The sequence below is a fragment of the Hahella sp. CCB-MM4 genome, from assembly GCF_002260525.1.
In the GTDB taxonomy this organism is placed as follows: domain Bacteria; phylum Pseudomonadota; class Gammaproteobacteria; order Pseudomonadales; family Oleiphilaceae; genus Hahella.
In genome coordinates, this window is the sequence record NZ_MRYI01000003.1 from 73,320 (window position 1) to 99,662 (window position 26,343).

At 50.2% G+C, this 26,343-nt stretch carries 22 protein-coding genes; 1 reads left to right on the forward strand and 21 read right to left on the reverse strand.

Annotated elements, in window-relative coordinates:
- Positions 1-157: 157 nt before the first annotated feature.
- The 15 genes from BTA51_RS07460 to leuC form a co-directional block, all read right to left on the reverse strand.
- Complete coding sequence (locus BTA51_RS07460) at positions 158-1,375, reverse strand: O-succinylhomoserine sulfhydrylase (protein ID WP_094706822.1); 1,218 nt, start codon at positions 1,373-1,375, stop codon at positions 158-160.
- A 41-nt stretch (positions 1,376-1,416) separates the two neighbouring features.
- Positions 1,417-2,937 (reverse strand): amidophosphoribosyltransferase, encoded by a 1,521-nt coding sequence (purF, locus tag BTA51_RS07465; protein ID WP_094706823.1) that lies wholly within the window; start codon positions 2,935-2,937, stop codon positions 1,417-1,419.
- A 67-nt stretch (positions 2,938-3,004) separates the two neighbouring features.
- Positions 3,005-3,514 carry a CvpA family protein gene (locus BTA51_RS07470; protein ID WP_371333177.1) on the reverse strand — a complete coding sequence of 170 codons (510 nt, stop codon included), beginning with the start codon at positions 3,512-3,514 and terminating at the stop codon, positions 3,005-3,007.
- A gap of 152 nt (positions 3,515-3,666) precedes the next feature.
- Positions 3,667-4,389, reverse strand: coding sequence for an SPOR domain-containing protein (locus BTA51_RS07475; RefSeq protein WP_094706825.1), 723 nt, complete (start codon positions 4,387-4,389; stop codon positions 3,667-3,669).
- 74 nt (positions 4,390-4,463) lie between these two features.
- The gene (folC, locus tag BTA51_RS07480; protein ID WP_168188096.1) at positions 4,464-5,723 is read right to left on the reverse strand and encodes a bifunctional tetrahydrofolate synthase/dihydrofolate synthase; all 1,260 of its coding nucleotides are present in this window, start codon (positions 5,721-5,723) and stop codon (positions 4,464-4,466) included.
- On the reverse strand, positions 5,716-6,666 hold the full coding sequence (accD, locus tag BTA51_RS07485) for an acetyl-CoA carboxylase, carboxyltransferase subunit beta (RefSeq protein WP_094706827.1): 951 nt from the start codon (positions 6,664-6,666) through the stop codon (positions 5,716-5,718). The genes folC and accD overlap by 8 nt, the downstream gene beginning before the upstream one ends.
- A 46-nt stretch (positions 6,667-6,712) precedes the next feature.
- Positions 6,713-7,516, reverse strand: coding sequence for a tryptophan synthase subunit alpha (trpA, locus tag BTA51_RS07490; RefSeq protein WP_094706828.1), 804 nt, complete (start codon positions 7,514-7,516; stop codon positions 6,713-6,715).
- 79 nt (positions 7,517-7,595) lie between these two features.
- Positions 7,596-8,819, reverse strand: a complete 1,224-nt coding sequence (trpB, locus tag BTA51_RS07495) for a tryptophan synthase subunit beta (RefSeq protein ID WP_094706829.1) — start codon at positions 8,817-8,819, stop codon at positions 7,596-7,598.
- Entirely contained in the window at positions 8,803-9,429 is a 627-nt protein-coding gene (locus BTA51_RS07500) for a phosphoribosylanthranilate isomerase (RefSeq protein ID WP_246840964.1), read from the reverse strand. The genes trpB and BTA51_RS07500 overlap by 17 nt, the downstream gene beginning before the upstream one ends.
- Positions 9,430-9,576: 147 nt before the next feature.
- Positions 9,577-10,440 (reverse strand): tRNA pseudouridine(38-40) synthase TruA, encoded by an 864-nt coding sequence (truA, locus tag BTA51_RS07505; RefSeq protein WP_094706831.1) that lies wholly within the window; start codon positions 10,438-10,440, stop codon positions 9,577-9,579.
- A 53-nt stretch (positions 10,441-10,493) separates the two neighbouring features.
- Positions 10,494-13,535, reverse strand: a complete 3,042-nt coding sequence (locus BTA51_RS07510) for a FimV/HubP family polar landmark protein (protein ID WP_094706832.1) — start codon at positions 13,533-13,535, stop codon at positions 10,494-10,496.
- Positions 13,536-14,088: 553 nt separating this feature from the next.
- Entirely contained in the window at positions 14,089-15,204 is a 1,116-nt protein-coding gene (gene asd, locus BTA51_RS07515; protein ID WP_094706833.1) for an aspartate-semialdehyde dehydrogenase, read from the reverse strand.
- Between the two features lie 155 nt (positions 15,205-15,359).
- Positions 15,360-16,460 carry a 3-isopropylmalate dehydrogenase gene (leuB, locus tag BTA51_RS07520; protein ID WP_094706834.1) on the reverse strand — a complete coding sequence of 367 codons (1,101 nt, stop codon included), beginning with the start codon at positions 16,458-16,460 and terminating at the stop codon, positions 15,360-15,362.
- 221 nt (positions 16,461-16,681) lie between these two features.
- On the reverse strand, positions 16,682-17,329 hold the full coding sequence (gene leuD, locus BTA51_RS07525; protein WP_094706835.1) for a 3-isopropylmalate dehydratase small subunit: 648 nt from the start codon (positions 17,327-17,329) through the stop codon (positions 16,682-16,684).
- A 21-nt stretch (positions 17,330-17,350) separates the two neighbouring features.
- Entirely contained in the window at positions 17,351-18,766 is a 1,416-nt protein-coding gene (leuC, locus tag BTA51_RS07530; protein ID WP_094707251.1) for a 3-isopropylmalate dehydratase large subunit, read from the reverse strand.
- Between the two features lie 155 nt (positions 18,767-18,921).
- On the opposite strand from leuC, the gene BTA51_RS07535 reads away from it, so the two are divergent.
- Positions 18,922-19,782, forward strand: a complete 861-nt coding sequence (locus BTA51_RS07535) for a LysR family transcriptional regulator (RefSeq protein ID WP_094706836.1) — start codon at positions 18,922-18,924, stop codon at positions 19,780-19,782.
- Positions 19,783-19,805: 23 nt separating this feature from the next.
- Here BTA51_RS07535 and BTA51_RS07540 read toward each other — a convergent pair whose 3' ends face one another.
- From BTA51_RS07540 to BTA51_RS07565, 6 genes are all read right to left on the reverse strand, one after another.
- Positions 19,806-21,020, reverse strand: coding sequence for an MFS transporter (locus tag BTA51_RS07540; RefSeq protein WP_094706837.1), 1,215 nt, complete (start codon positions 21,018-21,020; stop codon positions 19,806-19,808).
- A complete protein-coding gene (aroC, locus tag BTA51_RS07545) occupies positions 20,974-22,074 on the reverse strand; it encodes a chorismate synthase (protein ID WP_094706838.1) in 1,101 nt (366 codons plus the stop codon). The genes BTA51_RS07540 and aroC overlap by 47 nt, the downstream gene beginning before the upstream one ends.
- A 181-nt stretch (positions 22,075-22,255) precedes the next feature.
- Positions 22,256-23,185, reverse strand: a complete 930-nt coding sequence (prmB, locus tag BTA51_RS07550) for a 50S ribosomal protein L3 N(5)-glutamine methyltransferase (protein WP_094706839.1) — start codon at positions 23,183-23,185, stop codon at positions 22,256-22,258.
- 117 nt (positions 23,186-23,302) lie between these two features.
- Positions 23,303-24,433 (reverse strand): patatin-like phospholipase family protein, encoded by a 1,131-nt coding sequence (locus BTA51_RS07555; protein WP_094706840.1) that lies wholly within the window; start codon positions 24,431-24,433, stop codon positions 23,303-23,305.
- Positions 24,434-24,454: 21 nt separating this feature from the next.
- Positions 24,455-25,342 (reverse strand): DUF4892 domain-containing protein, encoded by an 888-nt coding sequence (locus BTA51_RS07560; protein ID WP_168188097.1) that lies wholly within the window; start codon positions 25,340-25,342, stop codon positions 24,455-24,457.
- Between the two features lie 84 nt (positions 25,343-25,426).
- Complete coding sequence (locus tag BTA51_RS07565; protein ID WP_094706842.1) at positions 25,427-26,275, reverse strand: alpha/beta fold hydrolase; 849 nt, start codon at positions 26,273-26,275, stop codon at positions 25,427-25,429.
- Positions 26,276-26,343 lie beyond the last annotated feature (68 nt).

Below are 26,343 nucleotides of genomic sequence, written 5' to 3' on the forward strand. Positions count from 1 at the left end.
CTGGCCTCTAGTGTACACAAGGGTAGCGGGTAGTTGAACCAGTAAGAAATATGATGGGAAGTAATTAACAATTAAAATTAAGTAACTATTGTAGTAGTTTGTTTTATAAGGATTTAATAAATCGCCCCAAAGGGAACATTACCCTTTGGGGAAGCGATTACCCTATAGCAGCCGCACCTTTGAGCAGATCCTGCTTGATATCTTCAATATCCTCAAGACCCACACAGATACGAATCAGGTTCTCAGAAATTCCTGCCAGACGCTTCTCCTCATCGGACAATCTGCCGTGAGTTGTGGTCGCCGGATGGGTCATCGTAGTCTTGGTATCGCCAAGATTTGCGGTAATTGAGATCCAGTCAGTGTTGTCGATCAGCGTCCACGCTTCCTTCCGACCACCTTTCACCCTGAATGAAATCACCCCGCCATAACCTTTCTGCTGCTGACTGGCCAGCTCATAGGCTGGATGCTCAGGCAATCCACAATAGAAGACCTCGTCCACCCAAGCCTGCTCCTTGAGCCAGGTAGCCAGCTCCAAAGCTTGCTCACAATGGGCTTTCATACGAATAGGGAGTGTCTCCAGTCCTTTCAGGAACACCCACGCATTGAAGGGGCTCATGGAAAATCCACCCGAACGCATGAATACGAAGACTTCCTCGACCAGTGCGTTAGGCCCGGCGACAGCACCGCCGACACAACGTCCCTGCCCGTCCAAGAACTTGGTGGCAGAGTGAATGACCAAATCAGCGCCTAAGGCCAGCGGCTTCTGTAAAACCGGAGTACAAAAACAATTGTCGACGATCAGAAGACTGCCGTTGTCATGAGCCAGATCCGCCAATGCACGTATATCTGCAACCTCATTCAATGGATTGGAAGGGGTTTCCAGAAACAGAAAACGAGTATTGGGGCGAATGGCCGCCTTCCAGCTTGCAAGATCAGTCAGACTCACAAAGGTGGTCTCTACACCGAATTTTTTCAGGTATTTCTCGAACACCACGTGAGTGGTACCGAATACATTGCGCGAGCAGACAACATGATCACCGGATTTCAACAGCGCCATTGCCGTGGCAAGAATGGCGGCCATGCCAGAGGAAGTCCCCAGGCAACGCTCTGCACCTTCCAGAGCAGCCAGACGCTCTTCAAACATGTGAACCGTAGGATTGGTAAACCGGGAATAGATATTTCCAGCCTCTTCCCCTCCAAATTTAGCTGCAGCCTCCGCAGCAGAGTTAAAAACAAAGCTTGAGGTAGTATAAATAACCTCGCTATGTTCCTGCTGGTGCGTTCTCTGCTGCCCCGCCCTGATTGCCTGGGTAGCGTCATTCCACTCCAGATCGGGCGCACTCAGTATTTCACGGCTCTCTGTCTTTCTTGCCATACTCGGCTATCAGCCTCACGCTAACTGTATTCGGTTAATCTTCACTCGTCGTTATGCAAATCGAGAGGGACCTGCGCAGACATCAACTCTTCTTCCTGCTGGGACTTATTGCTGTCACTACGCAGCAACTCCAGCCGCTGCAAATAGGCTTCCGTGATATCGCCGGTCACATATTTGCCATCAAATACTGAACAGTCAAACTTTTCAATATTGGCATTACCCTCGCGCGCGCATTCGACCAGGTCTTCAAGATCCTGGTATATCAGCCAGTCAGCGCCAATCAGCGAGCGCACTTCTTCCACCGTACGGCCATGTGCTATCAGCTCTTTAGCCGCAGGCATGTCGATGCCGTACACGTTTGGATATCTAACTGCCGGCGCAGCAGATGCGAAATAAACCTTTTTGGCTCCAGCATCCCGGGCCATCTGTACGATTTCCTTGCAGGTGGTCCCGCGAACAATCGAGTCGTCCACCAGCATGACATTCTTGCCACGAAATTCCAGCTCAATCGGGTTCAGCTTTTGCCGTACTGATTTTTTGCGCTGATTCTGGCCAGGCATAATAAACGTGCGGCCGATATAGCGGTTCTTCATGAACCCTTCCCGATACTTAATTCCGAGATTCAAAGCCATCTGCATGGCTGACGTACGACTGGTATCAGGAATCGGCATCACGACATCGATATCATGATCCGGGCGCTCCCGTCGAATCTTCTCAGCCAGATGATCCCCCATTCGCAAACGGGCTTTGTATACGGATATACCGTCAATAATCGAGTCCGGACGGGCAAAATAGACCAATTCGAAAATACAGGGATTCAATACGGGCTCTTCAGCGCATTGCTGAGTATGCAGAGTACCGTCAGTTTCGATATAGATAGCTTCTCCCGGCTGAATATCGCGCACCATCTCGAAACCTAGAGAGCTGAGCGCCACGCTTTCGGACGCAATCATATACTCGGTCCCTTTTTCCGATACCCGCTTACCGTAACAGGCCGGCCGAATTCCATTTGGATCACGGAAGCCGACGATACCATATCCGGTAATCAGGGCGATGGCGGCATAAGCTCCTTTAACACGCTTATGTACCGCATTGACCGCCGCAAATACTTCATCTTTGGTCGGCACAAGTTTGCCCTGCTTATGCAGTTCATGGGCAAACACGTTCAACAAGACTTCGGAATCAGAATTTGTGTTGATATGACGCAGGTCTGTCCGGTATATCTCATTCGCCACTTCTTCGGTGTTGGTCAGATTACCGTTGTGGGCCAGAGTAATTCCGTAAGGTGAATTCACATAAAACGGCTGCGCCTCTGCTGAGCTGGAACTTCCGGCAGTCGGATAACGGACGTGCCCGATTCCCACGTTCCCGGCAAGCCGCAGCATGTGCCGGGTGCGGAATACGTCCCGCACCAAGCCGTTATCCTTGCGCAGAAAGAAGCGCTCATCCTGGAATGTCACTATTCCTGCGGCATCCTGCCCCCGGTGTTGGAGCACCGTTAAAGCATCGTACAATTCCTGGTTTACATTGGATTTCGCTACGATACCAACAATACCGCACATGATTAATACCTCACCCTTTTGCCTGAGCGCACAAGCCGTTTACTCCCAAGAAGTATATCACCTGGGCCTATCCGGCTGTTGATTTAAGCATAGACTTGATTGGATCCCCGAACACTGAACGTGACCAGGCTTCAATCTTCTCGAAATGTGAAATTAAAGATGATTCAGACCACCAGGCATCCTGGGTGACCGGCGTCAGTCGCAGCAATGCAACAACCACAACGACCAGGATCACGCCACGCACCAACCCAAATACCATTCCCAGCACCCGATCGGTACCGGAAAGACCGGTGGTCTTTACCAACGCAGAAATAAGATGATTTAGTAGCGCCCCGACGATCAAAGTCGCTACAAAAAGAAGAGCAAATGCCACCAGCAGCCTAACGGAGGGAGCGGCAATCAATCCTTCCAAAAGCGTTGCCAGATTAATGTAGAACATACGGGCAACAATAAATGCCAGAATCCAGCTGACCAGAGACAAAGCCTCTTTGACAAACCCGCGCACAATGCTGACCACGGTCGACAGGGCAATAATTCCAAGAATCACCCAATCAGCCCAATTCAATATGCTCATCATATAGCCGACAACAACCTTCCCATCATTTGAAGGGCGCACATTCTATCAAAAACGTCCCCACAGCAAAACTAAAGCTGAATGAAATTCCGTAGTGAGAGCACAAAGCGACAATCACTCTCTAAGAGACTGAATTTAATAGAGAGTGGGAGCATTTAGTTGGCGGGTTTATATCTGACGACCAACGAAGATACCTGATACCGCTTATCCATTTTGTCTTTTAGCCGATCGGCCTGCTCGCGTTTCAGGGTTGGCCCTGCAAAGACCCTTATCAGATTGTCGGCACCTGATTGGATTTCCTGGGTGAAAGCCGGAACTTTTTCTTTATTCAGCTCGTCGCGTATTTTGAGGGCGCTGTCGCGATTCTTGAATGTACCTATCTGCACTGCCCAGGCTACCGGCTCTCCATTTTCATCAAGAGACAGGTCTTTTACCTGGCTATCAAGCTCTGCAATCTCTTTTGAAGCCGACGATTCAGGCTTTAGTACCGGCTCTTTATTTTGGACAACTTCCTTTTCTTCCGGCTTTGGCAATTCAACCTTCTGCGGCGCGACACTCTGGGCTGCGACCTCCTGCTTTTGCTCTTTGGGCTCTTTAGCCTCTAGAACCGAACCACCGGCGCTATTTTCAGTAACATCGACTATTTCATTTACATCGACTGCTTCTGTTACATCGACTGTCGAGGGAGTCTCAGAACGCCTTAATGTGGGAGGCTTCGGGTCCTCAATCGTGAACTTGGGAACCTCGGGCTCCGGCGGGATGCTGATGACATGAGAGGTACGAGCCTGATGAGATTGCTCAAATACCATGGGAATAAAAATGATTGCCAGCGACACCAGGACGACCGCCCCGACTATTCTCTGCTTCAATCCATCCATTTATTGCACTCTGACCGTTAAATAACCAAATATATCATCAGGTTAGAAGCACTAACACAAACCAACCTGATAAATCAGAGTGATATGATACCTGTTTCGAGAATCGCTGCCACTGTGAAGAACGATCCGAATACAACCACCCTGCCCAACTCACCGGCTTCCAGCCTTGCACTGGAAAGCGCATCCGCGGCCCCATCGTGTCGACTGACGTTGGCGCGCTGAGACCGACAGAACTCCTCCAATGAATCCAACTGGCATGCCCTGACGTCTTCCAGCTCAAAAATATGCCATCGCTTGAATGAGCCGGATAATGCGCTTACAACCCCATCAATATCTTTATCCTTCAAGGCAGAAAATACCGCCACGGTAGGACCTTCGACCGGATGCTCCTTCAACCACCCGGCCAAATATCGAGCAGCATGGGGATTATGCGCAACATCCAGAACAATCTCAGGATGACTACCCGCTTTCTGGAATCGCCCCATGAGATTAAGCAATGGAAACGGCTTGCCTCCGGCAAAGACATCCAGCGGGATACCAATCATCACCGCCGACTGAATTGCCGTAGCAATATTGGCTGCCGGTATATCAGGCAGAGCAGCCAGAACTGCTTCCAGGGGCTTCCCCTCGGGACTGGCTCCTTTCCAGACATCATGTTCCAGTGAGTAGTCACGCTGCCACTGAAGCACCTCACATGATTGCTTGTCTGCATAATCAAATACGGAGACAGGCATGTCAGCGTCGCCAAGTAACACGGGTATACCGGGCCTGAATATACCGGCCTTCTCCCGTCCGATCATTTCCCGGTTATCGCCCAGCCATTCCTGATGATCAACATCAATAGTGGTAATGACCGCCAGATCAGGATCCACAATATTAACTGCGTCCAGACGTCCGCCGAGCCCGACCTCAAGAATCCAAAGGTCTAGACCGGCCTCGACAAAGGCCGCAAACGCAACCAGCGTAGTGAACTCGAAATAGGTTAACGCCACACCTTCGCGGACAGACTCAGCCTTTTCGAAAGCGCGCACAATGGAGTCGTCATCAAGATCTTCGCCCTGGATTCTGACACGTTCGTTAAAGAGTCGAATATGGGGCGAAGTATATGCCCCGACCTTCCAGCCAGCCTGAAGGGCCAAACCTTCCAAAGCCGCCACAGTTGACCCTTTACCATTGGTACCGGCAACCGTGACGATTTTACATCCGGCCTGGGGGAAATGCTTGGGGAGCAGTCTGGACGCGACATCAGCGACCCGGTCCAGACCCATTTCGATTACCTGATCATGCAGTTTCGTTACATCATCAAGCCATTGATCGAGAGATTTATCAGACATTAGTACCCGGGCTCGGAGAGACATCTTCCGGCAGTGCATGCTGACCGGCCGTTTCGTCGAACTCAGGTTCTGATTCAGCATCCGGTGCCGGCAGGTTTTGCAGCTTGGAAATAATCGCCGCCAAGCGATTACGCATCTGCCCCCTGGATATGATCATATCAATTGCCCCGTGCTCGAGCAGGAATTCGCTACGCTGAAAACCTTCGGGAAGCTTCTCTCTCACCGTCTGCTCGATTACTCGCGGACCAGCAAAGCCGATCAATGCGTTAGGTTCAGCCACATTCAGATCACCAAGCATAGCCAGACTCGCAGAGACACCGCCAAAGACTGGATCCGTCATGACCGAAATATAGGGCAATCCCTGCATTTTCATCACTTCCAATGCTGCGGAGGTTTTAGCCATCTGCATCAGAGATATCAGTGCCTCCTGCATCCGGGCACCACCACTGGCTGAAAAGCAGATCAAAGCACACTTATGCTCAAGACAGGTATTTACCGCGCGTAGGAATTTTTCACCCACAACTGCGCCCATGGAGCCGCCGAGGAAGTTGAATTCGAATGCTACGGCCACCACAGGTATGGCCTCGACGGTACCCTTGAATACGACCAAGGCGTCTTTTTCGCCGGTGGATTTCTGGTTACTGACCAGCCGATCACGATAACGCTTGGTGTCTTTGAATTTCAAACGGTCACTGGGCTCCAGATCCGGAGAAATCTCCTGCCGATGATCTTTATCCAGAAACAGATCAATACGCTTTCTGGCCGTCACCCTCATGTGGTGCTGGCACTTGGGGCAAACATCAAGGTTCTTTTCCAGCTCTGGCCGATAAAGCACAGCACTACATTTGGGGCACTTTTTCCAGAGCCCTTCCGGTACGTTGCTCTTGTGCTTTGACTGTGCTCCGCCCATTCCAGGAATGATCTTTTCTAGCCAGCTACTCATAGTTACCTACTTATTTGCGGTTTATTCCATTCAGCTTCTTACCCGACTACTGATCCATTGCAGATCGCATGGAGCCAATCAAACTTTTGACTTTCTCATGCATGCTCTCGGAAGAGTCGGCATTTTCTGCAATTGTATTGACCAGAGCGCTACCGACAATTACACCATCGGCTACTTTCGAAACGGCAGCTGCGGATTCCGCATCCTTAATACCGAATCCGACACCTACCGGCATGTCAGTTAAACTGCGTATACGGGTTAACTGCTGGCTGACATCCTCAATATTCAGGGCGCTGGATCCGGTCACCCCTTTAAGAGATACATAGTAGATGTATCCCGATCCATGTGCCACCGCAGATTTAATACGCTCGTTTGTGGTAGTTGGCGCTAACAGGAAAATGGCATCCAAACCTGCCTCCCTGAACACCGGCACCACTTCATCAGCCTCTTCCGGGGGCAGATCAACGGTTAACACACCATCAACCCCGGCTTGCTTGGCTTTTTCGATGAAATGATCCATCCCCATGGCCTCGACCGGATTCAGGTAGCCCATAAGAACCACCGGTGTTTTCTGATCTTTTTCACGAAACTCCGCGACCATATTCAACACATCGCGTAACGAAGTGCCGTGCTCCAGAGCTCTTTCGCAGGCCAGCTGGATCACAGGACCGTCAGCCATAGGGTCAGAAAACGGAACACCCAGCTCAATAATGTCCGCGCCGGCTTCCACCAGAGTATGCATGATGCCAACGGTTGCGGATGGATTTGGGTCACCGGCAGTTACATAGGGTATCAACGCAGCTTTACCAGCGTCTTTCAGTGCACTCAAACAGGAGGTTATACGGCTCATATTTTACCTTGTCCAAAGAAGCCGGCGGTTCCCGGCCCCCTTTATCCAATGGGTTTAAACAATCAGGTATCGACTGACTTCAGAACAAATCGATTCCGTCGAGATTCGCTACGGTATGAATATCCTTGTCGCCGCGACCAGACAGATTAACCACAATAACCTGATCCCGATCCATTTCCCCGGCCAGCTTCATGGCGTAGGCAATGGCGTGACTGGACTCCAGCGCCGGCATAATGCCCTCAACGCGAGTCAAAGTATGGAATGCGCTCAATGCCTCTTCATCTGTTGCAGACACATAATTGGCGCGACCGATATCCTTAAGCCACGAATGCTCAGGACCTACACCGGGGTAATCCAAGCCCGCAGATATGGAATGAGTTGCCATAATCTGGCCATTATCATCTTCCATTAGATAGGTTCTGTTGCCATGCAACACCCCCGGACGACCAGCACACAAAGGAGCCGCATGCTGTCCGGTAGACAAACCATGCCCACCCGCTTCAACGCCATACATTTTGACGTTAGCGTCTTCTATAAACGGATAAAACAATCCCATTGCATTGGATCCACCGCCCACACAGGCGACAAGTGCATCCGGCAAACGCCCTTCTTTCTCCAGACACTGCAGACGCGCTTCACGTCCAATGACAGACTGGAAGTCCCGCACCAGCTTAGGATATGGATGAGGCCCGGCCACGGTTCCTATGATATAGAAAGTATCATCAACATTAGTGACCCAGTCCCTCAGCGCTTCGTTCATGGCGTCCTTCAGGGTACGGGTGCCGCTCGTTACCGGCTTGACCGTCGCGCCCAACAATTTCATGCGGTATACATTCAACGCCTGACGCTGAACATCTTCCGCGCCCATATACACAACACATTCCAGCCCCAGACGAGCCGCAACGGTTGCGGAAGCCACGCCATGCTGACCCGCTCCGGTTTCCGCAATAATGCGGGGCTTGCCCAGATACTTAGCCAGAAGCGCCTGACCAATGGTGTTGTTCACCTTATGAGCGCCGGTGTGATTGAGATCTTCCCGCTTGAGGTAGATTTTAGCCCCGCCCACTTTCCGGGTGAGATGCTCAGCAAAATACAAAGGTGAAGGTCGACCCACATAATCCGCCAGGTCTTGATCGAACTCTTCCTGAAAACGCGGATCATTTTTTAGCTTTTCGTACTGGGCTTCCAACTCCAACAGAGATGACATCAGCGTTTCTGAGACAAATCGACCACCGTAGGGTCCGAAATGTCCTCGCTCATCGGGAATATTGGCCAAGGTTTCGGCATCAAGCCTTACTGTCACGATACACCTCTCTTAAGAAATCTTTCATCAGCTGCGCGTCCTTTATCCCTTTCGATGCCTCTACTCCACCACTGACATCAACGGCATAAGGATGGGTCAAATTAATCGCTTCACGCACATTTTCGGGGTTCAGGCCTCCGGCCAATATGATTGGTTTGGGCCTCTCGGCTCCAACCAGGCGCCAGTCAAAACTTCTACCGGTTCCGCCTTTTAACACGGGATCATGGGTATCCAGCAACAATGCTGACGCACCTGGATATTCTCTCATCTTCTGCTGCAGAGCTTCAGCGCTTTCAACACCAATGGCTTTGTAATAGACCTTATTAAACGAACGGCAGAAAGCATCATCTTCATCACCATGGAACTGAAGAACATCGAGCCGAACGGTTTTAAGAATGCTCTCAACCTGGTCGCGCCCATGATTAACAAACAAGCCGACCGAAGAAACAAAGGGGGGAAGCTGTCGAACAATTTCGTCAGCTTTTACAGGGTCAATGTACCTCGGGCTTGGCTCGTAAAAAACAAACCCTAAAGCATCTACGCCCGACTCTACGGCCTGAAGCGCATCTTCCAGCCGAGTAATTCCACATATTTTGCAGCGAGTACGCAATTTTGCAGTGCCCATTCCAGTTAAGGGGATTTGGATTATAACGGGATCGTTCGGAGGGAGGAAATGTGCCTCACAAAAATCATTCTCCTGTCACACTACCAGCTCATCATTACCGCACCGCCCTAGTCTTCCAGAAAGCACACCGCTCTAGTCTTCCAAAAAGAAAGGTCCGTAGGGAATTTCCGGCAGGCCGAATTGCTCAGGATAATGAACTTTTACCAGATATAACCCATTTGCGGGAGCCGTAACCCCCGCCTTACTCCGTTTTTTGGCAGCAAGAACATCGGCCACCCATTCCGGCGACTGCTTTCCTGTCCCTACCTGCAACAAAGTGCCAACTATATTTCGCACCATATGATGCAAAAAAGCGTTAGCCTCAATCTCCACTATCACCAACTCCCCTCTCCTGGTCACACTGATCCGGCTGACATTCCTGAAGGGGGTATGAGACTGGCAATCCGAACCTCGAAACGAGGTAAAGTCATTTTCACCCAGTAGCGCCTGAGCCGCCACATGCATTCGATGCTCTTCAAGGCGAGAGTGTATCCAGGTAATACTGCCGTGCGCCCAGGCCGGCTTAACGGGATGATTGTAAATGACGTAGCGATAAACTCTGGAGGTAGCCGAATATCTGGCGTGGAAATCATCACAGACACTGCCCGCCCATTGTATGGCGATATCATCCGGCAAAAAGTGATTTGCCCCCATCACCCATGAATGAGGACTTCTCGATGGTGCACTCTCAAAATGAACCACCTGCTGTGTCGCATTAACACCTGCATCAGTGCGACCGGCGCATACAACTTGCAGGGATGTGTCAGCTACTCGTGACAGGGCCGTCTCAAGCGTTTGTTGAACAGAGCTCACTCCAGAATTCTGGGCCTGCCAGCCGTGATATCGCGCCCCTTCATATCCCAGTACAAGCGCGACTCGTCCAGACGGAGGCAGTGGCGAATTGGACAATGGATAAATGGATGAAAGCGATTCGGGATGTGTGGAATTTTGTGGCATTAGTGACTGCGACCCCCTTGATCAGAGGGTCGCATTATTCGCAAGGATCGTAATTAATCAAGTCCTTTCAGCAATTCAGCAGCTTCCTGCTTCTGGACATCATTACCCTCGTCCGCAACCTCTTCCAGGATATCACGGGCACCTTCCCTATCTCCCATGTCGATATATGCCCGGGCCAAGTCCAACTTGGTTGCTGATTCATCTGTATCGGACAGGAAATCAAAATCTTCTTCCATTTCTGTTACGAACTCGTCCTGTGGTTTTGCAATTGCACCTTCTCCTGTTGACCCAGTGTCCACTGCTGGCTGAATCATCGTATCCTCACCGGCACCAAGATCGGGAATATCCAAATCCAGGCCTTCCGGCTCTTCCTCAAGCATGTCCATTTCCTGAACAAATTCTTCTGCGATATCTTCTGAGAGATCTTCTGCTTTTTCTTCCTGCAGATCTTCAGACACATCACCTAAATCCAGATCAAGATCGGTATCTTCGTCCAGAGTATCCAATGAGAACTCTTCTACCCCTTCATCCTGCAGTGCTTTCTCTTCTTCATCACTTAGACCCTGTACTCCCTGTTCGTCCAGAGAGAAATCCAGGTCACCGTCATCCAAGTCCAGACTCAGCTCTTCTTCAGGCTCTATCACAAGCTCTTCGACAGGCTCCACCGGAGACTCTTCATCCGAATCCAGATCTATCATTTCTTCACTGAAATCAAGATCCAGATCGTCGCTCTCAGCATCTCCCAGATCCGTAGAACCAAAGGCAATCGTTTCTTCCGGCTCTTCGGTCAAATCCAGATTAAACTCATCGTCTGTCGCTACCGGCGGCTGATTGACCGTATCTTCCAGATCATCAATAACCCCCTCATCGAGATCGAAGTCCAATCCGGCCATCTCACTCTCTTCGTCAGCTGCTTCAGCCGTTCCGCCTGTCGTAGTATCGTCAAGATCTATGTCGCTGAGATCAAATTCAATATCCAGATCATCTTCACTTTCAACTGAACCTTCCTGCGCCAGATCGATATTCTCTTCCTGAACGAAATCCGCCTGGGCTTCGCTCTGGATAACCGTATCTTCGACATCATCCAGGTTATCTACATCCAGCTCGAAGTCTTCACTTAAATCTGAAACCTCGAGCTCCTCTTCAGTTGCAAAATCCTCCCCTCCACCCATCAACTGACTTTCAAGATCATCCAGAGAAACCTCTGGCTCATCAGTCAAATCGGGGAATCGAGATCTGATTTCAGCAGCTCGCTCAAGTACATCGGCATCACCACTGGACTCAAGCGCTGCATAAGTAGCGGCGAACTTACCACCATCTTTAGCCTCGCCCTGCACTTCCAACAGCTTCAGACGATATTCCTGATTCTCAGGCTCGTCATGCAACGCAGACTCCAACACCTGCTCAGCCTGACCGTATTTCTGGTAGGCAATATAGACGTCTGCCTCAGCAATCGGATCAGAAGCACCAATCTCGCCAGCCTCTGCCTCGGCTGCCGCAGGGCCCTGCACATCCTCATCTTCAAAGGTAATAACAGTGTCGTTGTCGTCTTCGCCATAGTGCTCCTCTTTGTTGGCACTACGCCGTGACAACAACCAGAGAATCAAAAGAACGATGACGCCGCCCGCAGCAATCGCAATCTGATAGACCACGTTGTTCATGATCATATCGATGAACGATTCTTCTTCCGCTACCGGAGGAATTGGCTTGGGCTTGGTGACCGGCTTCTCTTCGACCACCGGAGTTGGTACTGGCTGCTCAGCTGTTTCAGACTCGCCAATATCATTGGCAGTCCCTTCAGTCATGGCCGGCTGAGTCATTTCCGTTTCGCCAGTCATTGACTCATCAGAGGACTTTCCCTCAGTGGGCACAGGTTCCTCTGACATAGGCTGCATTTCTGCCGTCTCGCCAGGCGTCATTTCACTAACGGTCGTTTCCGGCACTGCGGTCTCAGCTTCCTCAACAGAAGCTTCGCCCTGCAATGCAGCAAGTTGGTCATCCTTCAGCTCAATCAATCGCTGCAGAGTCTCCAGCTGCCCCTGGAGATCTTCCAATCGGCTCTTAAGCTCTACATTTTCACGACTTGTCTGATCCAATTGCTCTTTAGCAAGAGTCAGATCCGCAAGACTGCCGTCTCCAGAGTCTGCACCTCCGGAAACTTTTGCATCACCCGTCGCTTTCTCGGCGCCATCACCAACAATCACGCGCAACTCGTCACGCGATGCCTGAGTGCTAGGTGTGGAGACCTCAGTCTCTGCCGCGGCATCCACAGTTCTTGGCTTGCTTCCCTCAGCAAATTCACGATTTTGTACACTAACGGCAGATATCGCCTCCCTTGATGTGCGGGAATCAATTTCCTCACGTGTCGGAAGGCGCAATACCTGACCAGACTTCAGCCGGTTAATGTTGCTATCAAAAAATGCGTTAGGGTTTAAATCCTGAATAGCCAGCATCATTTTCTGTGGTGAAACATCAGAACCCGGGCGGGTCTGCAGGGCAATTGACCACAGCGTGTCATCACCGCCTGTCGGGCCATAAGTGCTACTGCTGGTCGAAACAGTTGCCGTGGAAGGAGAAGGCGCTGTTTTCGGTGCAGTTGTCTGGCTCGGCGTTGCCTGTGAAGTGCTCTGGGATACCTGTGAAGTGCTCTGAGATACCTGAGTTTGCGGCGTCTGAACAGGAGCAACAGGTTCTGAACTATAGGTTGGCGGATCAATCAGTACCGCGTATTCCCTCAGCAAACGCCCTGTTGGCCAGTTGACCTCGACAAGGAAGTTGAGGAAAGGCTCACGCACCGCCTTGGAGCTTGAGACCCTGATAATTGTTGATCCGTCCGGTTTCTTGTCGACTTTGAAGCGCAAGTCGGAGAGGAAATAAATTCTGTCCACCCCGGCTTTGAGAAACTCCTCTCTAGACGCAAGATTGGTAAGTATCTCGTTCTGCTCCAGATCCCGGACATTCACCAACTGTATTTCTGCGCTCAACGGCTGATTAAGATAACTGTTAACAGTCACTTCACCCAGCCCGAGCGCTTTTGCCACTCCAGCACTAAGCGCTGATACTGTAAATGCTGCAATCGCGAGCTTGCGAACCATAGCGTCTATCCTTCCCAAATTTTCTAACCACCTATCATCTCATCGCGACATGTCAGTAGATGGCTGACGGCGTAAAATTTCGTTTAAAAACTTCAGTTAATTAAGATTATTTAGAATAAACTTTGAATAATGCTACTAAGTATTAATGACGTCCTGTATTTTTACAAGAAAATACCCCGTCAAAAGCACTCAAAGTGTGCATCGTATTCAGATCTGGTAAATCATGGAGTATGTCACCTATACAAAAGGGACAAAATTCAGACAGCTTATTAGCCAGACTCTGTGTCTAATCAATAACTTTAGACCACTGTAGACAAGAGGCCAAAGACACTCTTGTTAAAATCTGAAACGCAATATTGCCGACGGCAACCAACCTTAATACACGATGCACATTTTCTAATCCCAGGCCGACACAACTAACCGCTTTTGCCTCACACCTGACAAAACAAATCCTCAGTTAACTCTTTCTTCAAAAAGAAAAACCTCTTCACATGGAAGAGGTTTTATAAATTATAGCTTCAATTAAAGACGATTATTAAAAAACCGGCAAAAATCAGATAGCACCAAGCAAAATACCCAGAGTTCTTCGAAGTGGCTCCGCAGCCCCCCAAAGCAACTGATCACCTACAGTGAAGGCTCCCAGATACTCAGATCCCATGCTCAATTTACGCAAACGCCCAACCGGAATTTCCAGACTACCGTTGACCTTCGTTGGCGAAAGCTCGCGCATGGTGACATCACGGTCATTAGGAATCAAGCGAACCCAGTCATTTGCTGTTGCGATAATACGCTCCACCTCATCCAGGGGCACATCTTTTGTGAGCTTGATCGTCATCGCCTGGCTGTGACACCGCATAGCCCCTATACGAACACATAGCCCGTCGATAGGAACAGGACTTTCCTCAAGCCCCAGGATCTTATTCGCCTCTGCCTGCGCCTTCCATTCTTCACGGCTCTGACCGGAAGACATAGCTTTATCGATCCAGGGAATCAGGCTGCCGGCCAACGGAACACCGAACTGATCCGTTGGGAAGCCTTCAGAACGCATGGCTTCCGCCACCTTACGGTCGATCTCAATAATAGAACTCGCAGGGTTCGCCAGTGGATCAAGAACAGCGTCGTGAATCGCCCCCATCTGGGAAATCAATTCGCGCATATTTTGCGCTCCCGCACCTGACGCGGCCTGATAAGTCATCGGACTAACCCACTCCACCAGATTCTCACGGAACAGGCCACCCAATGCCATCAACATCAAGCTGACCGTGCAGTTTCCTCCGATAAAGTCTTTACGCCCTTCTTCAATCGCACGATCCATGACATTACGGTTAACAGGATCGAGGACGATGACCGATTGATCAGCCATACGCAGCGCTGAAGCCGCATCGATCCAATAACCCTGCCAGCCGCTTTCCCGCAGCTTAGGATAGACACTATTGGTATAGTCTCCACCCTGACAGGTGATAATAATGTCCAGATCGGACAGTTCTTCAATACTGTTGGCGTCCTTCAACGGCGGTGCCGCCTTACCAACATCAGGAGCCGGCTGACCAAGCTGAGAGGTGGTGAAGAAAATAGGCTCGATACGCGTGAAATCGCCTTCTTCGATCATACGCTGCATCAATACAGAGCCCACCATGCCCCGCCAACCTACAAAACCTACTTTCTTCATTCCTCTATTACCTCATTTATTTGGTATGACTTAATTTCCGGATTCGATCCGGTATTTGTATGACTTATCCTATTCGTCTTCATTGCACACAGGGCGAACACTCAGGTTCGCCCCTACATGATCAATCAGAACCAGTGCGCGTCTTGGATGAACACTCAGATTTTCAATGCAGCTACGACTGCATCGCCCATTTCGGCTGTTGAAACCACCTTCACGTCACCCGAGCCAGCGATGTCCGGCGTCCTTAATCCCTGATCAAGAACCTTACCGACAGCCGCCTCGATAGCAGCAGCACTCTGCTCAGACCCAACTGAGTAGCGTAACATCATCGCTACGGAAAGAATAGTTGCCAGCGGATTGGCCTTGCCCTGCCCGGCGATATCCGGCGCTGAGCCATGGCATGGTTCATACATACCGAAACCGGATGAATTCAGGGAAGCGGAAGGCAGCATACCGATGGACCCAGTCAGCATGGCGGCTTCATCTGAAAGGATGTCTCCAAACATGTTGCCGGTTACCATGACATCAAATTGCTTTGGAGCCTTCACCAATTGCATGGCAGCGTTATCCACATACATGTGGGTCAATTCCACATCAGGATAATCCTTTGCCAATTCCTCCATGATTTCCCGCCACAACACGGTCACTTCAAGCACATTGGCCTTATCTATCGAACATACTTTCTTGCTACGCTTGCGAGCAGATTCAAAAGCCACACGCCCTATCCGGCGTATTTCACTTTCGCTATACACATAGGTGTTGTAGCCCTGGCGCTCTCCTTCAGGATAATCTGAGGATGCTTCCAGAGTTCTCACACCTCTGGGCTGCCCAAAGTAAATACCGCCGGTCAACTCCCGCACGATAAGAATATCAAGACCAGCCACAATTTCAGGCTTGAGGCTGGAAGCTTCTGCCAGTTGAGGATACAAAATTGCAGGACGCAAATTAGCGAACAGCTCCAGATTACTCCGCAGCCCCAACAGCCCTTTCTCTGGCCTGATGGCCATATCCAGCTTGTCCCACTTGGGACCACCGACAGCGCCCAGCAGTATTGCGACGGATTCCCTGGCGGTTGCCAGAGTTTCTTCGGTCAGGGGCACTCCATTGGCATCGATGGAAGCGCCGCCCACCAGTCCTTCGACAAGATTTAGCCCAAGCTCATACTGCTCGTTGACCAGCTCAAGAACCTTTTTTGCTTCAGTGACGATTTCCGGCCCGATACCATCGCCGGGCAGAACCAATATTTGTTTTGACATGTTCATCCTCATTGACTCGCCAACCTAAAGTCTACGACTCTCCCGGTTGGCGACTAAATCTAATTAAGCCCATCTTTCAGGCTTTTCTCTATGTTCCAATACAGCCAGACTCTAGTACAGCAATGCTCTATTACAGCCATGCTCTAGTACAGCCATGCTCCAGTGCAGTCACGTTTCGTGCAGTCAAAGTCGTACGGAGCAGCCACTAAAAAACTGACTGGTTACTGGACACCTAAAAACAACCAGGGTGCATCATCCCGTCTTTGTTCTTCATACTGCTTGATCGCGTCTGCGTCTTCCAGGGTTACCCCTATCTCATCCAGGCCATTCAGCAGACAATGCTGACGGAAATCGTCAACCTCAAAGCCGTATTCAGTACCGTCTGGCTTGACCACCACTTTCTTTTCGAGGTCAACGGTTAACTTATACCCCTCGTTTGCAAAGGTTTCGGCAAACAATTCCTCGACAATTTCCTCAATTAAAACAATAGGTAGCAAGCCATTCTTAAAGCAATTATTGAAGAATATATCCGCAAAACTCGGGGCGATAACCGCACGAAAACCATAATCGTCCAAGGCCCAGGGAGCGTGCTCACGACTAGAACCGCACCCAAAATTACGGCGCGCCAGCAGGATACTGGCCCCCTGATACCTTGAATGGTTCAAGATGAAGTCAGGATTCAATGGGCGCTGACTGCAATCCTGATCAGGCTTCCCCTCATCCAGATAACGCAATTCATCAAAAAGATTCGGACCGAACCCCGAACGCTTGATGGACTTCAGAAATTGCTTTGGAATGATCATATCGGTATCCACATTGGCACGATCTATAGGTGCCACAACACCGGTTTCCTTTACGAACTTTTTCATGATAATTCTTCCCCCGGGCGGTTATACCAACTCACGCACATCAACAAAATGTCCAAATACCGCAGCAGCTGCAGCCATTGCCGGACTCACCAGATGAGTACGACCACCAAACCCCTGACGCCCCTCAAAGTTACGGTTAGAAGTGGAGGCACAGTGCTCACCCTGCCCCAGTTTGTCGGCATTCATCGCCAGACACATGGAACATCCAGGCTCCCGCCACTCCAGTCCGGCCTCGATAAAGATTTTGTCCAGACCTTCCTTTTCAGCCTGCTCTTTCACCAATCCGGAGCCTGGAACCACCAGGGCCTGCTTAATGGTGGATGCAACTTTACGGCCTTTGACGATGGTGGCCGCTTCACGCAGATCCTCAATCCGGGAGTTGGTACAGGAACCAATAAACACCCGATCAAGCTGAACTTTGCTGATCGGCATATCGGCGCTTAATCCCATATATTTAAGAGCGCGCTCTATCCCATCAGCACTGGTAGCGTCTGCCGCTTTTTCCGGATTGGGTACATTGCCTTCAATGCTGACCACCATTTCGGGAGAGGTTCCCCAGGTGATCTGAGGGGCAATCGCAGAGCCGTCGAGCTCCACCACCTTATCGAACACAGCATCAGCATCACTCTTGAGATCTTTCCAGGCTTCGACAGCTCGATCCCAGATTTCACCTTCCGGCGAATAGGGACGCCCTTTGACGTACTCAATGGTTTTATCGTCTACAGCCACAAGCCCGGCTCTTGCACCGGCTTCAATGGCCATGTTGCAGATGGTCATGCGGCCTTCCATCGACAGCGACTCTATCGCCGTTCCGGCAAACTCCATGGCATATCCTGTCCCGCCGGCGGTACCGATTTCGCCGATCACCGCGAGAATGATGTCTTTGGCATATACTCCCGGCTGCAGAGTCCCATTAACCTTTATCAACAGGTTCTTCATTTTTTTCTGCACCAGGCACTGCGTCGCCAGCACATGCTCGACTTCGGAAGTTCCAATACCGTGTGCCAGGGCTGCAAACGCGCCGTGGGTACTGGTATGGGAGTCACCGCAGACAATGGTCATACCCGGCAGTGTGGCCCCCTGCTCAGGACCAATGACGTGGACGATCCCCTGACGCTTATCCAGCATCTTGAATTCCACAATGCCAAACTCTTCGCAGTTTTCGTCCAATGTCTGCACTTGTATTCTTGATACAGGGTCTTCGATCCCGGCAACCCCCGAGGATCGCTCTGTTGTCGGTACATTGTGATCAGGGGTGGCCAGATTGGCATCAATACGCCACGGCTTCCGCCCTGCAAGGCGAAGCCCTTCAAACGCCTGCGGAGAAGTGACTTCATGCAGTAGCTGGCGGTCGATATAAATCAACGCACTACCGTCATCGCGCTGCTTCACCAAGTGCGCGTCCCAGAGTTTGTCATACAGGGTTCTGCCTGCCATCTTCATCACCTCATCAGAGTTTTTTTCTTTATCGTCGGATTCACTTCCGCTCGCTTCCGGGAATTTCTTTCCAGTCACTGGTATCTATTCTATTTTCCCGCTTACAATAAAACCAATTCATTCTTTTCATGTTTTCTATAAATATTTGGAATACCATGGATCTTATAGACCTTAAGACCTTTATCAAAATTGCTGAAACCGGCTCATTTTCCGCGGCCGCCGAGCAACTTCACGTCACCCAGCCGGCAGTGTCGAAACGGCTTGCCAACCTGGAGCAAACTTTCGCCACGCCGTTGATTGAACGACTCCCCCGTAATGCCAGACTGACAGAAGCCGGCAAACTTCTAAAAACGAGGGCTGAACATATCATTCGTGAAGTGGAGAACACCCAGGCACTGATCCAGAACCTACATGAGAATGTCGGCGGAACACTCAGTATCGCGACCAGCCACCATATTGGGTTACACAGACTTCCGGAGCAAATTCGCCGCTTTGTGAAGGACTATCCGGAAGTGGATTTCGATCTTCGGTTTCTCGCCTCCGAGGATGCAGAACAAGCTGTCTTGAATGGCGACGTGGAGCTGGCACTGATGACCCTCCCCGAAACTCAAAACCCTCTGATGGAATATCACACTCTTTGGCATGATGATCTGATCTTTGTCGCATCCAAAGAGCACCCATTAAGCACTCTTGATACACCGGAGCTGAAAGACCTGACCAAATACCGGGCCATCCTGCCTGCCGCCAACACCATTACATTCCAGAAGATTTCAACAATATTTCAACGACATCAGTTGCAATTACGCCCATCCATTCCAACAAACTATCTGGAAACGATCAAAATGATGGTATCAGTGGGACTTGGCTGGAGCGTACTACCCGAATCGATGCTGGATAGCAGCCTTCAGCTACTGAAAATCGGGCAACCGCTACGACGGGAGCTGGGTGTTATTCATGACACCCGCCGGATGCTCAGTCGGGCAGCCAATGCTTTCTTAAAACAGCTGGAACATTAGCCGCCGGAGCAGATTCGACAACCTTAATCCCAAAACCGGTTCAATTGTGGCCAGACGATGAGCAGCAACAAGGCAGATAAAGCCGAAACAACACCAGCCAGAACAAAAGCGGTGGAGATACTATACTGCTCAACCAGCATCCCGCTCGCAAATGCCCCCAGCGAACCTCCTGCCCCAAAGCTTACGGCGCTATACATCGCCTGCGCCTGACCCGCATGCTCAGGCTTGAAGCTACGGTGTACCATCTCGATGGACGACGCATGCAGCCCCCCGAAACTCGCAGCATGCAAGAGCTGCAACATCACAAGCAGCAGGACATTTGACGCCAAGTAAGCAATCCCCAGCCATCGAAGTGCAGTTAATGACAAGCATAGTAAGATGATCATCCGTAATGGGAATCGCTCAATAAACTTGTGCATCCGGATAAACAGCAGAACCTCGGCAAGCACACCCAACCCCCATAGAGCACCTATGGTGACCATGTCATAACCCAGGTTACTCAGATAAATACTGAGAAAGGTGTAATAAGGCCCAAAAGAGAGCTGAACCAGAAAAGCCGTTACAAAGAACACCAGCACATCAACACTTTTAACCGTGCGGATAAACTCCATAAACGACCCGTGCCCCTGCTTCCCCGGCTGATGATGCACCAACCAGGAAGTGAGGAAGATTCCACAGAGGAACGCTAACAACCAGAACGGAAGCCAATGTATGCTGAAATAGTCGAAAAACAGACCCAAGCCTGATACTACGACGATGAACCCAACGGAACCCCATAACCGAATGCGACTGTACTGACTACGACCATCCCCGAGATTAAACAAAGTAATAACTTCCCACTGGGGAAGCACCGCATTCCAGAAACAGCTGAATAATACAAGAAAGAGCGCATGCCACCAGAAGCCATGCAGCAACAGAAATCCCAGAAAGAAGACTGACGCAGAGAAACTGCCCACACGCACCAATAACAACTGACGACCGGTGCGGTCAGCAATCCAACCCCAGAAGTTGGGCGCCAGCAGCTTGGTCAGCATGATGATGGACATTAATTGCCCGACTTCGGCAGCCCCGTAGCCGGTATTCTGAAGATACACCGGCAGGAACGGAGCAATTCCGCCCACCAGTGCAAAATAGAAGAAATAGAATGTGGACAGCTTCCAGGAAGCGTCCCGCCTGTCGACGTCTTTCAGGCTATCCTCGCTTACCAGCCTCAATATCGGGAGTACTGACCACAACATCGGCATTCTGCGCCCGATGCCGCAGGTAATGATCCATTAGCACCAGCGCCATCATCGCTTCAGCGATCGGCGTGGCCCGTATCCCCACACAGGGATCATGGCGCCCTTTGGTGACTACCTCTACTGACTCACCATTTACATCAATGGATTGTCCTGGCAAGTGCAAACTGGAGGTGGGCTTTAGCGCCATGTGGGCAATGATTTCCTGGCCACTGGAAATCCCTCCCAATATACCGCCAGCATTATTGGAGAGAAATCCCTGGGGGGTTAGCGAATCCCGATGCAAAGTTCCTTTTTGCTCAATACTGTCAAAGCCTGCACCGATCTCAACTCCCTTAACCGCATTGATACTCATCAGCGCGTGCGCCAGCTCCGCGTCCAGGCGATCGAAGATCGGCTCACCCAGCCCAGGTGGCACTCCTTGCGCCACAACTGTAATCTTAGCCCCGATAGAATCACCCTCCTTTCTCAAGGCGTCCATATAGGCTGACATTTCCTCAATTTTATCCGCATCCGGACAGAAGAAGGGATTGTTATTAACAATCGACCAGTCCACTTTTTCAATTTTGATAGGGCCTAACTGGGAAAGGTAGCCTCGCACCTGGATCCCCTTGGCAGCAAGGAACTTCTTGGCAATCGCCCCGGCAGCAACACGCATTGCCGTCTCTCTTGCAGAGCTCCGGCCACCACCGCGGTAGTCCCGAATGCCGTATTTATGCCAGTATGTATAGTCGGCATGGGCCGGGCGAAATTGGTCTTTGATATTGCCATAGTCTTTGGATTTCTGATCGGTATTTTCGATCAAAAGACCTATCGGAGTACCTGTAGTTTTACCTTCGAACACACCGGACAGAATTCTGACCTGATCAGGCTCCTTTCGCTGAGTGGTATGTCTGGAGGTGCCGGGCTTGCGTCGGTCCAGATCATATTGAAGATCCGCTTCCGTCAACTCTATCCCGGGAGGACAGCCATCAACGATACATCCCAGAGCGATGCCATGGCTTTCGCCGAAGGTCGTGACGGTAAAGAGCTTTCCAAAACTGTTTCCTGACATAGACTTATATCACTTTTTAGAAGTAGTTTCTTAACAGGTTAAAAGTAGTTTCTTAACAGGTCAAAAGTAGTTTTTTAACAGGGCGGACACTGCTCATCGTCGACAGAATACCGTAGTCGACACCGTTTAAATTGTACCTACAACCTTAAATTGTCCCTGCAGCTTAATTTGTATCAACAGCTTAAATTGTACCAGCAGCCGCTTTGAACTGGTCCTGATGTGCAACAAGCTGCTCTTTGGTCAACACAAACACACCATGGCCGCCATGCTCAAATTCAGGGCAGATAAACATGACATCGGGAAACTGCTCAAACAAGGCATCTATACTGTTTCCGACTTCACACACCAGAATTCCGCCCTCGTTGAGATAATTGGCCGCATCTGCCAGGATTTTTTTGGTCGCATCCAGGCCATCTTCCCCTGACTCCAGACCAAGCCTGGGCTCATGCAGAAACTCAGGTGGAAGTGACGTCATATCCGGCTGATCGACATAGGGTGGATTGGTCAGAATTACATCAAAAGTACCTTCGACATCACCCAGAAGATCAGATTTCACAACCGTGACACGATCAGACACGGCATGACGATCGATATTTTCCCTGGCGATATCAATGGCGGGATCTGAAATATCAGTCATAACGACTTCGGTATCTTCGAATACATAGGCTGCGGCAATACCAATACAACCGCTTCCGCAGCATAAATCCAGGATACGCTCAGGATACAAGCCTTCCAACCAGGGCTGGAGTTCATCGGTCAGCATTTCAGCCAGTGGCGACCTTGGAATCAGCACATCAGGAGTCACCTTGAAGGGCAGGCCCATAAACCAGGATTCTCCGAGAATGTATGCCACCGGTTCACGATCAACAACCCGCCGCTTAAGCGCAATGGCAAGCGCCTCTTTTTCCATATCCGTCAACCTGCCGGCAAGCAATGACGGACTCACATCCCAGGGCAAATGTAACACACCGGCAACCAGGTGAACGGCTTCGTCCCAGGCATTATCAGTACCATGCCCATAGAAGAGATCAGCCTCCCTGAATTTTGAATAGGCATATCTCAAATAGTCCTGGATGGTTTGCAGAGGGGCAAGAGTATTGGCGTCAAACACGGAGTGGGCTCCAGCGAAAAGGCGGTATTATAGGAGGTTTACTGACTATTTTCTAACTCTCCGGAGTTTTCAGGAAGCTCCCCGGAAACAAAAAACACTTCCCCTATAACCCATCCCCTACAGACTAAAAGGAGCATCCTTCCCGTTTTCAAAATCGTCCAGAGTCTTTGTCGCAATTTCACGACCAATCTGAATGAGTTCAGGTGCCTTGTGATAATCAAAACTCAGGCATACGTGTTTGGGGATATTGATTAAAACGTCTGGTGGATAGCCTGCCAGCTTATATTGAGTCAAAGAGCTTTGCATGGCTTCAAATGCCATATTCATCGCGTCAAATTTTCCCAACGACAGTACACGCTCTTTACGAGCGCTCCCTTTATTGCCTCCTTTATTGCCGCTCCCATCCGGTTCATCCTGCTCATTGTTTGAGGGCTGGATAGCATTTTTTGCCTCAGGATCGTTCTCGGTAGAATCCTTTAGATCCAGATCCAGCACTTCTGAAATTTTTTCTTTCGCATCCCGATCAAACAACTGGGCGGCTTTTTGCCATACCTGCCCCATCCAATCTTCAAAACTCCGATCACTGGCAACTTCCATCGTGTCGTAGTATCGATCTTCCATTTTTCCATCAAAAAAGCTGAGGTTGACCGCGACAATCAGATCCGCATGGGAAGCAATCGTGGGAATAATTGGCAAAGGATTAAGCAATCCGCCATCAACAAGCACCCGCCCCTTTACTACCTCTGGCGTGAGAAGACTGGGAATCGCCACAGACGCTCGAATCGCCTGTCTTAGGAGCCCTTCCTGAAACCAGATTTCCTTGTGATGCAACAAATCGGTGGCCACAGCAGTGTAATCTATCGGCAAGTCCTCAATGCGAGTATCGCCGATAAGATCCCTCACCACAGAAAAGACCTTTTCCCCTCGAATAGCCCCAGGAGAACTAAATGACACGTCCAACAGCCTCAGAATATCGAAACGGTCCAGACCCGTCGCCCAATCCTTGAATTCACTGAGTTTACCCGCGGCATATATACCTCCCACCAGGGCTCCCATCGAGCAACCTGATAAAGCGACAATATCGTATCCGCGCTCTTCCAGAACCTCGATAACCCCCACATGGGCATACCCTCTGGCACCACCACTCCCCAAAACGAGAGCCACAGTTTTACCATTCTTCTTTGAGTGACTGGGAGAGCCCGAGTTTGGCTGCCCGGCCTGGTTTCCTGATTGCGATTTGTCACTCATCTATCAAGCCCCTCCCTTCTGCTATTTCGCTTCTACGGCATATATCCTGACAAACACCTTGTGTTCGCTAAATACCGATTCTGACGCAAACGGGCCGACCGCAATCACTTCTATTGACGACTCAGGGACCGCCTGTCGCGCCAGATACAGCTGCATAATTCTCCCCTGATTCTTGGCCTCTTCCAGATTTTCAAGCTCTGATGCACTTGCCTGCTTACTGTAAGTGACGATAACAATTTGAGGCTTTTTAAACTCCGCTTTCACCTTTTCAAGCCAGGGATTCAGCTTTTCATTCAGTGTTCGGGTTTCCGATATTTCACTGGCTGGAATCATCAAATAACGATCACTGTCACTTTTCTTCGCTCCATAGGGCTCGCTCAGCTCTATAAACTCCGTATGGGCATAGATTCTCTGGTTGCCGCGACGAATCGTATAAATCACACCAACATAAGGAACACCGCCTTTGGTAAAACTGGCAACGGTGTAGTATTGATAGCGATCGTGACCATAGAGAATTCTCTCTTCAAAGATTTCATTGGCCCAATCATTACTTCTGCCACAATCCCTTCCTTCACAGCGGAACAGGATTCGAGCATTGTTTTCCGCGATTTGAGAAAGGTAATGCTCCATTACCTCTCTTGGAGTGTGCACCCGGGGTACTTCATAGGTGACAACAGAGACCTTGCCTTTGACTATTTCCTCCTGCTCCGCTCGCACAATGGCACCTATGCTGGATAAAGGGCCGGTAATCAACCGATACTCAGGAATGTCCTGCTGACGACTCTCAACCACCTTCGACAATGGAAAAGGCTGCAGTGGCACCTGTACGGCTTCCACCGCATTTGCGGCCATTGATAGTAATCCTACCAACACCAACATCAATGTCTTCATACCCATGGTTGCCGCCATTACGCTTTTTCCTTTACGCCGTCCAATCATTAATCTGAAATACCAGATACCCGAGCCAACCGACTGTCACCAATTATCTGAAAATCATTCCCGGATAAACGATATGATTTCCTCAGCGAGAGTGACCACATCACCATCCATGTGCATGTGATGCCCACCTTCCACCAGCACCTTTTTGACGTTGGAGAGAAAACTCAGCCGAGAATTTTTTTCCGGATCCAATGAAATAATACCGTTGGATGCTGCTACTAATAATGTTGGCAAATTAATAGAACTCAAGTAGTTTTCAACCTGAGGCTCAGTGAAACGAACAAATGAAGGCCACCGCAATCTGGAATCTGTTTTCCAAACCCAACCCTGCTTATCAACGGTCAAATTCCTCTGCACAAGGGCTTCCGAGGCTAGAAGGCTGAGTCCGCCAAATCCTCTCGATCGGTCTTCCACAGCTTTTTCAATAGTATAGTAGGGACGCTTTTGTGAGGAAGGCTTCATTGCCCGTTGCAGGGCCCTCTTCAGATTTTCACTGGTTTTCTCCGGCGGATCAGCCATTGGACCAAGCGCCTCCATAAGAATCAGCCGGGATATCGTCTCCCCGGCCGCAGAAGCATAAAGTGAAGAAATAACCGCGCCGAGCGAATGCCCCAGCAGTATAGGGCGCTTCCACTCTAACGCCTCAATCGCCTGACCAACTTCCTTGATGTAGTCTACCAGATGATAGAATCCCCCTGCCGCCCGATGCTGGGAGTTACCATGTCCGGCAAGGTCCACAGCAACAAGGTCCAGTCCGGCTTCAACCAACAACGGCGCGAGAAATGTATAGGTCGCCGCATTATCCAGCCAACCATGCAACGCCAGAACTTTGGTTGGATTCCCCTCACCCCAGCGAATCCCGCCCAATTTGATATCCGGCAACTGTAAAGTCACTTCTTTCACTCGGCCTGTCCTCTTCTCATCCAGCCCACCCTCTTTTCAACCGGTCTATTGTGTGCTTATTCAGATAT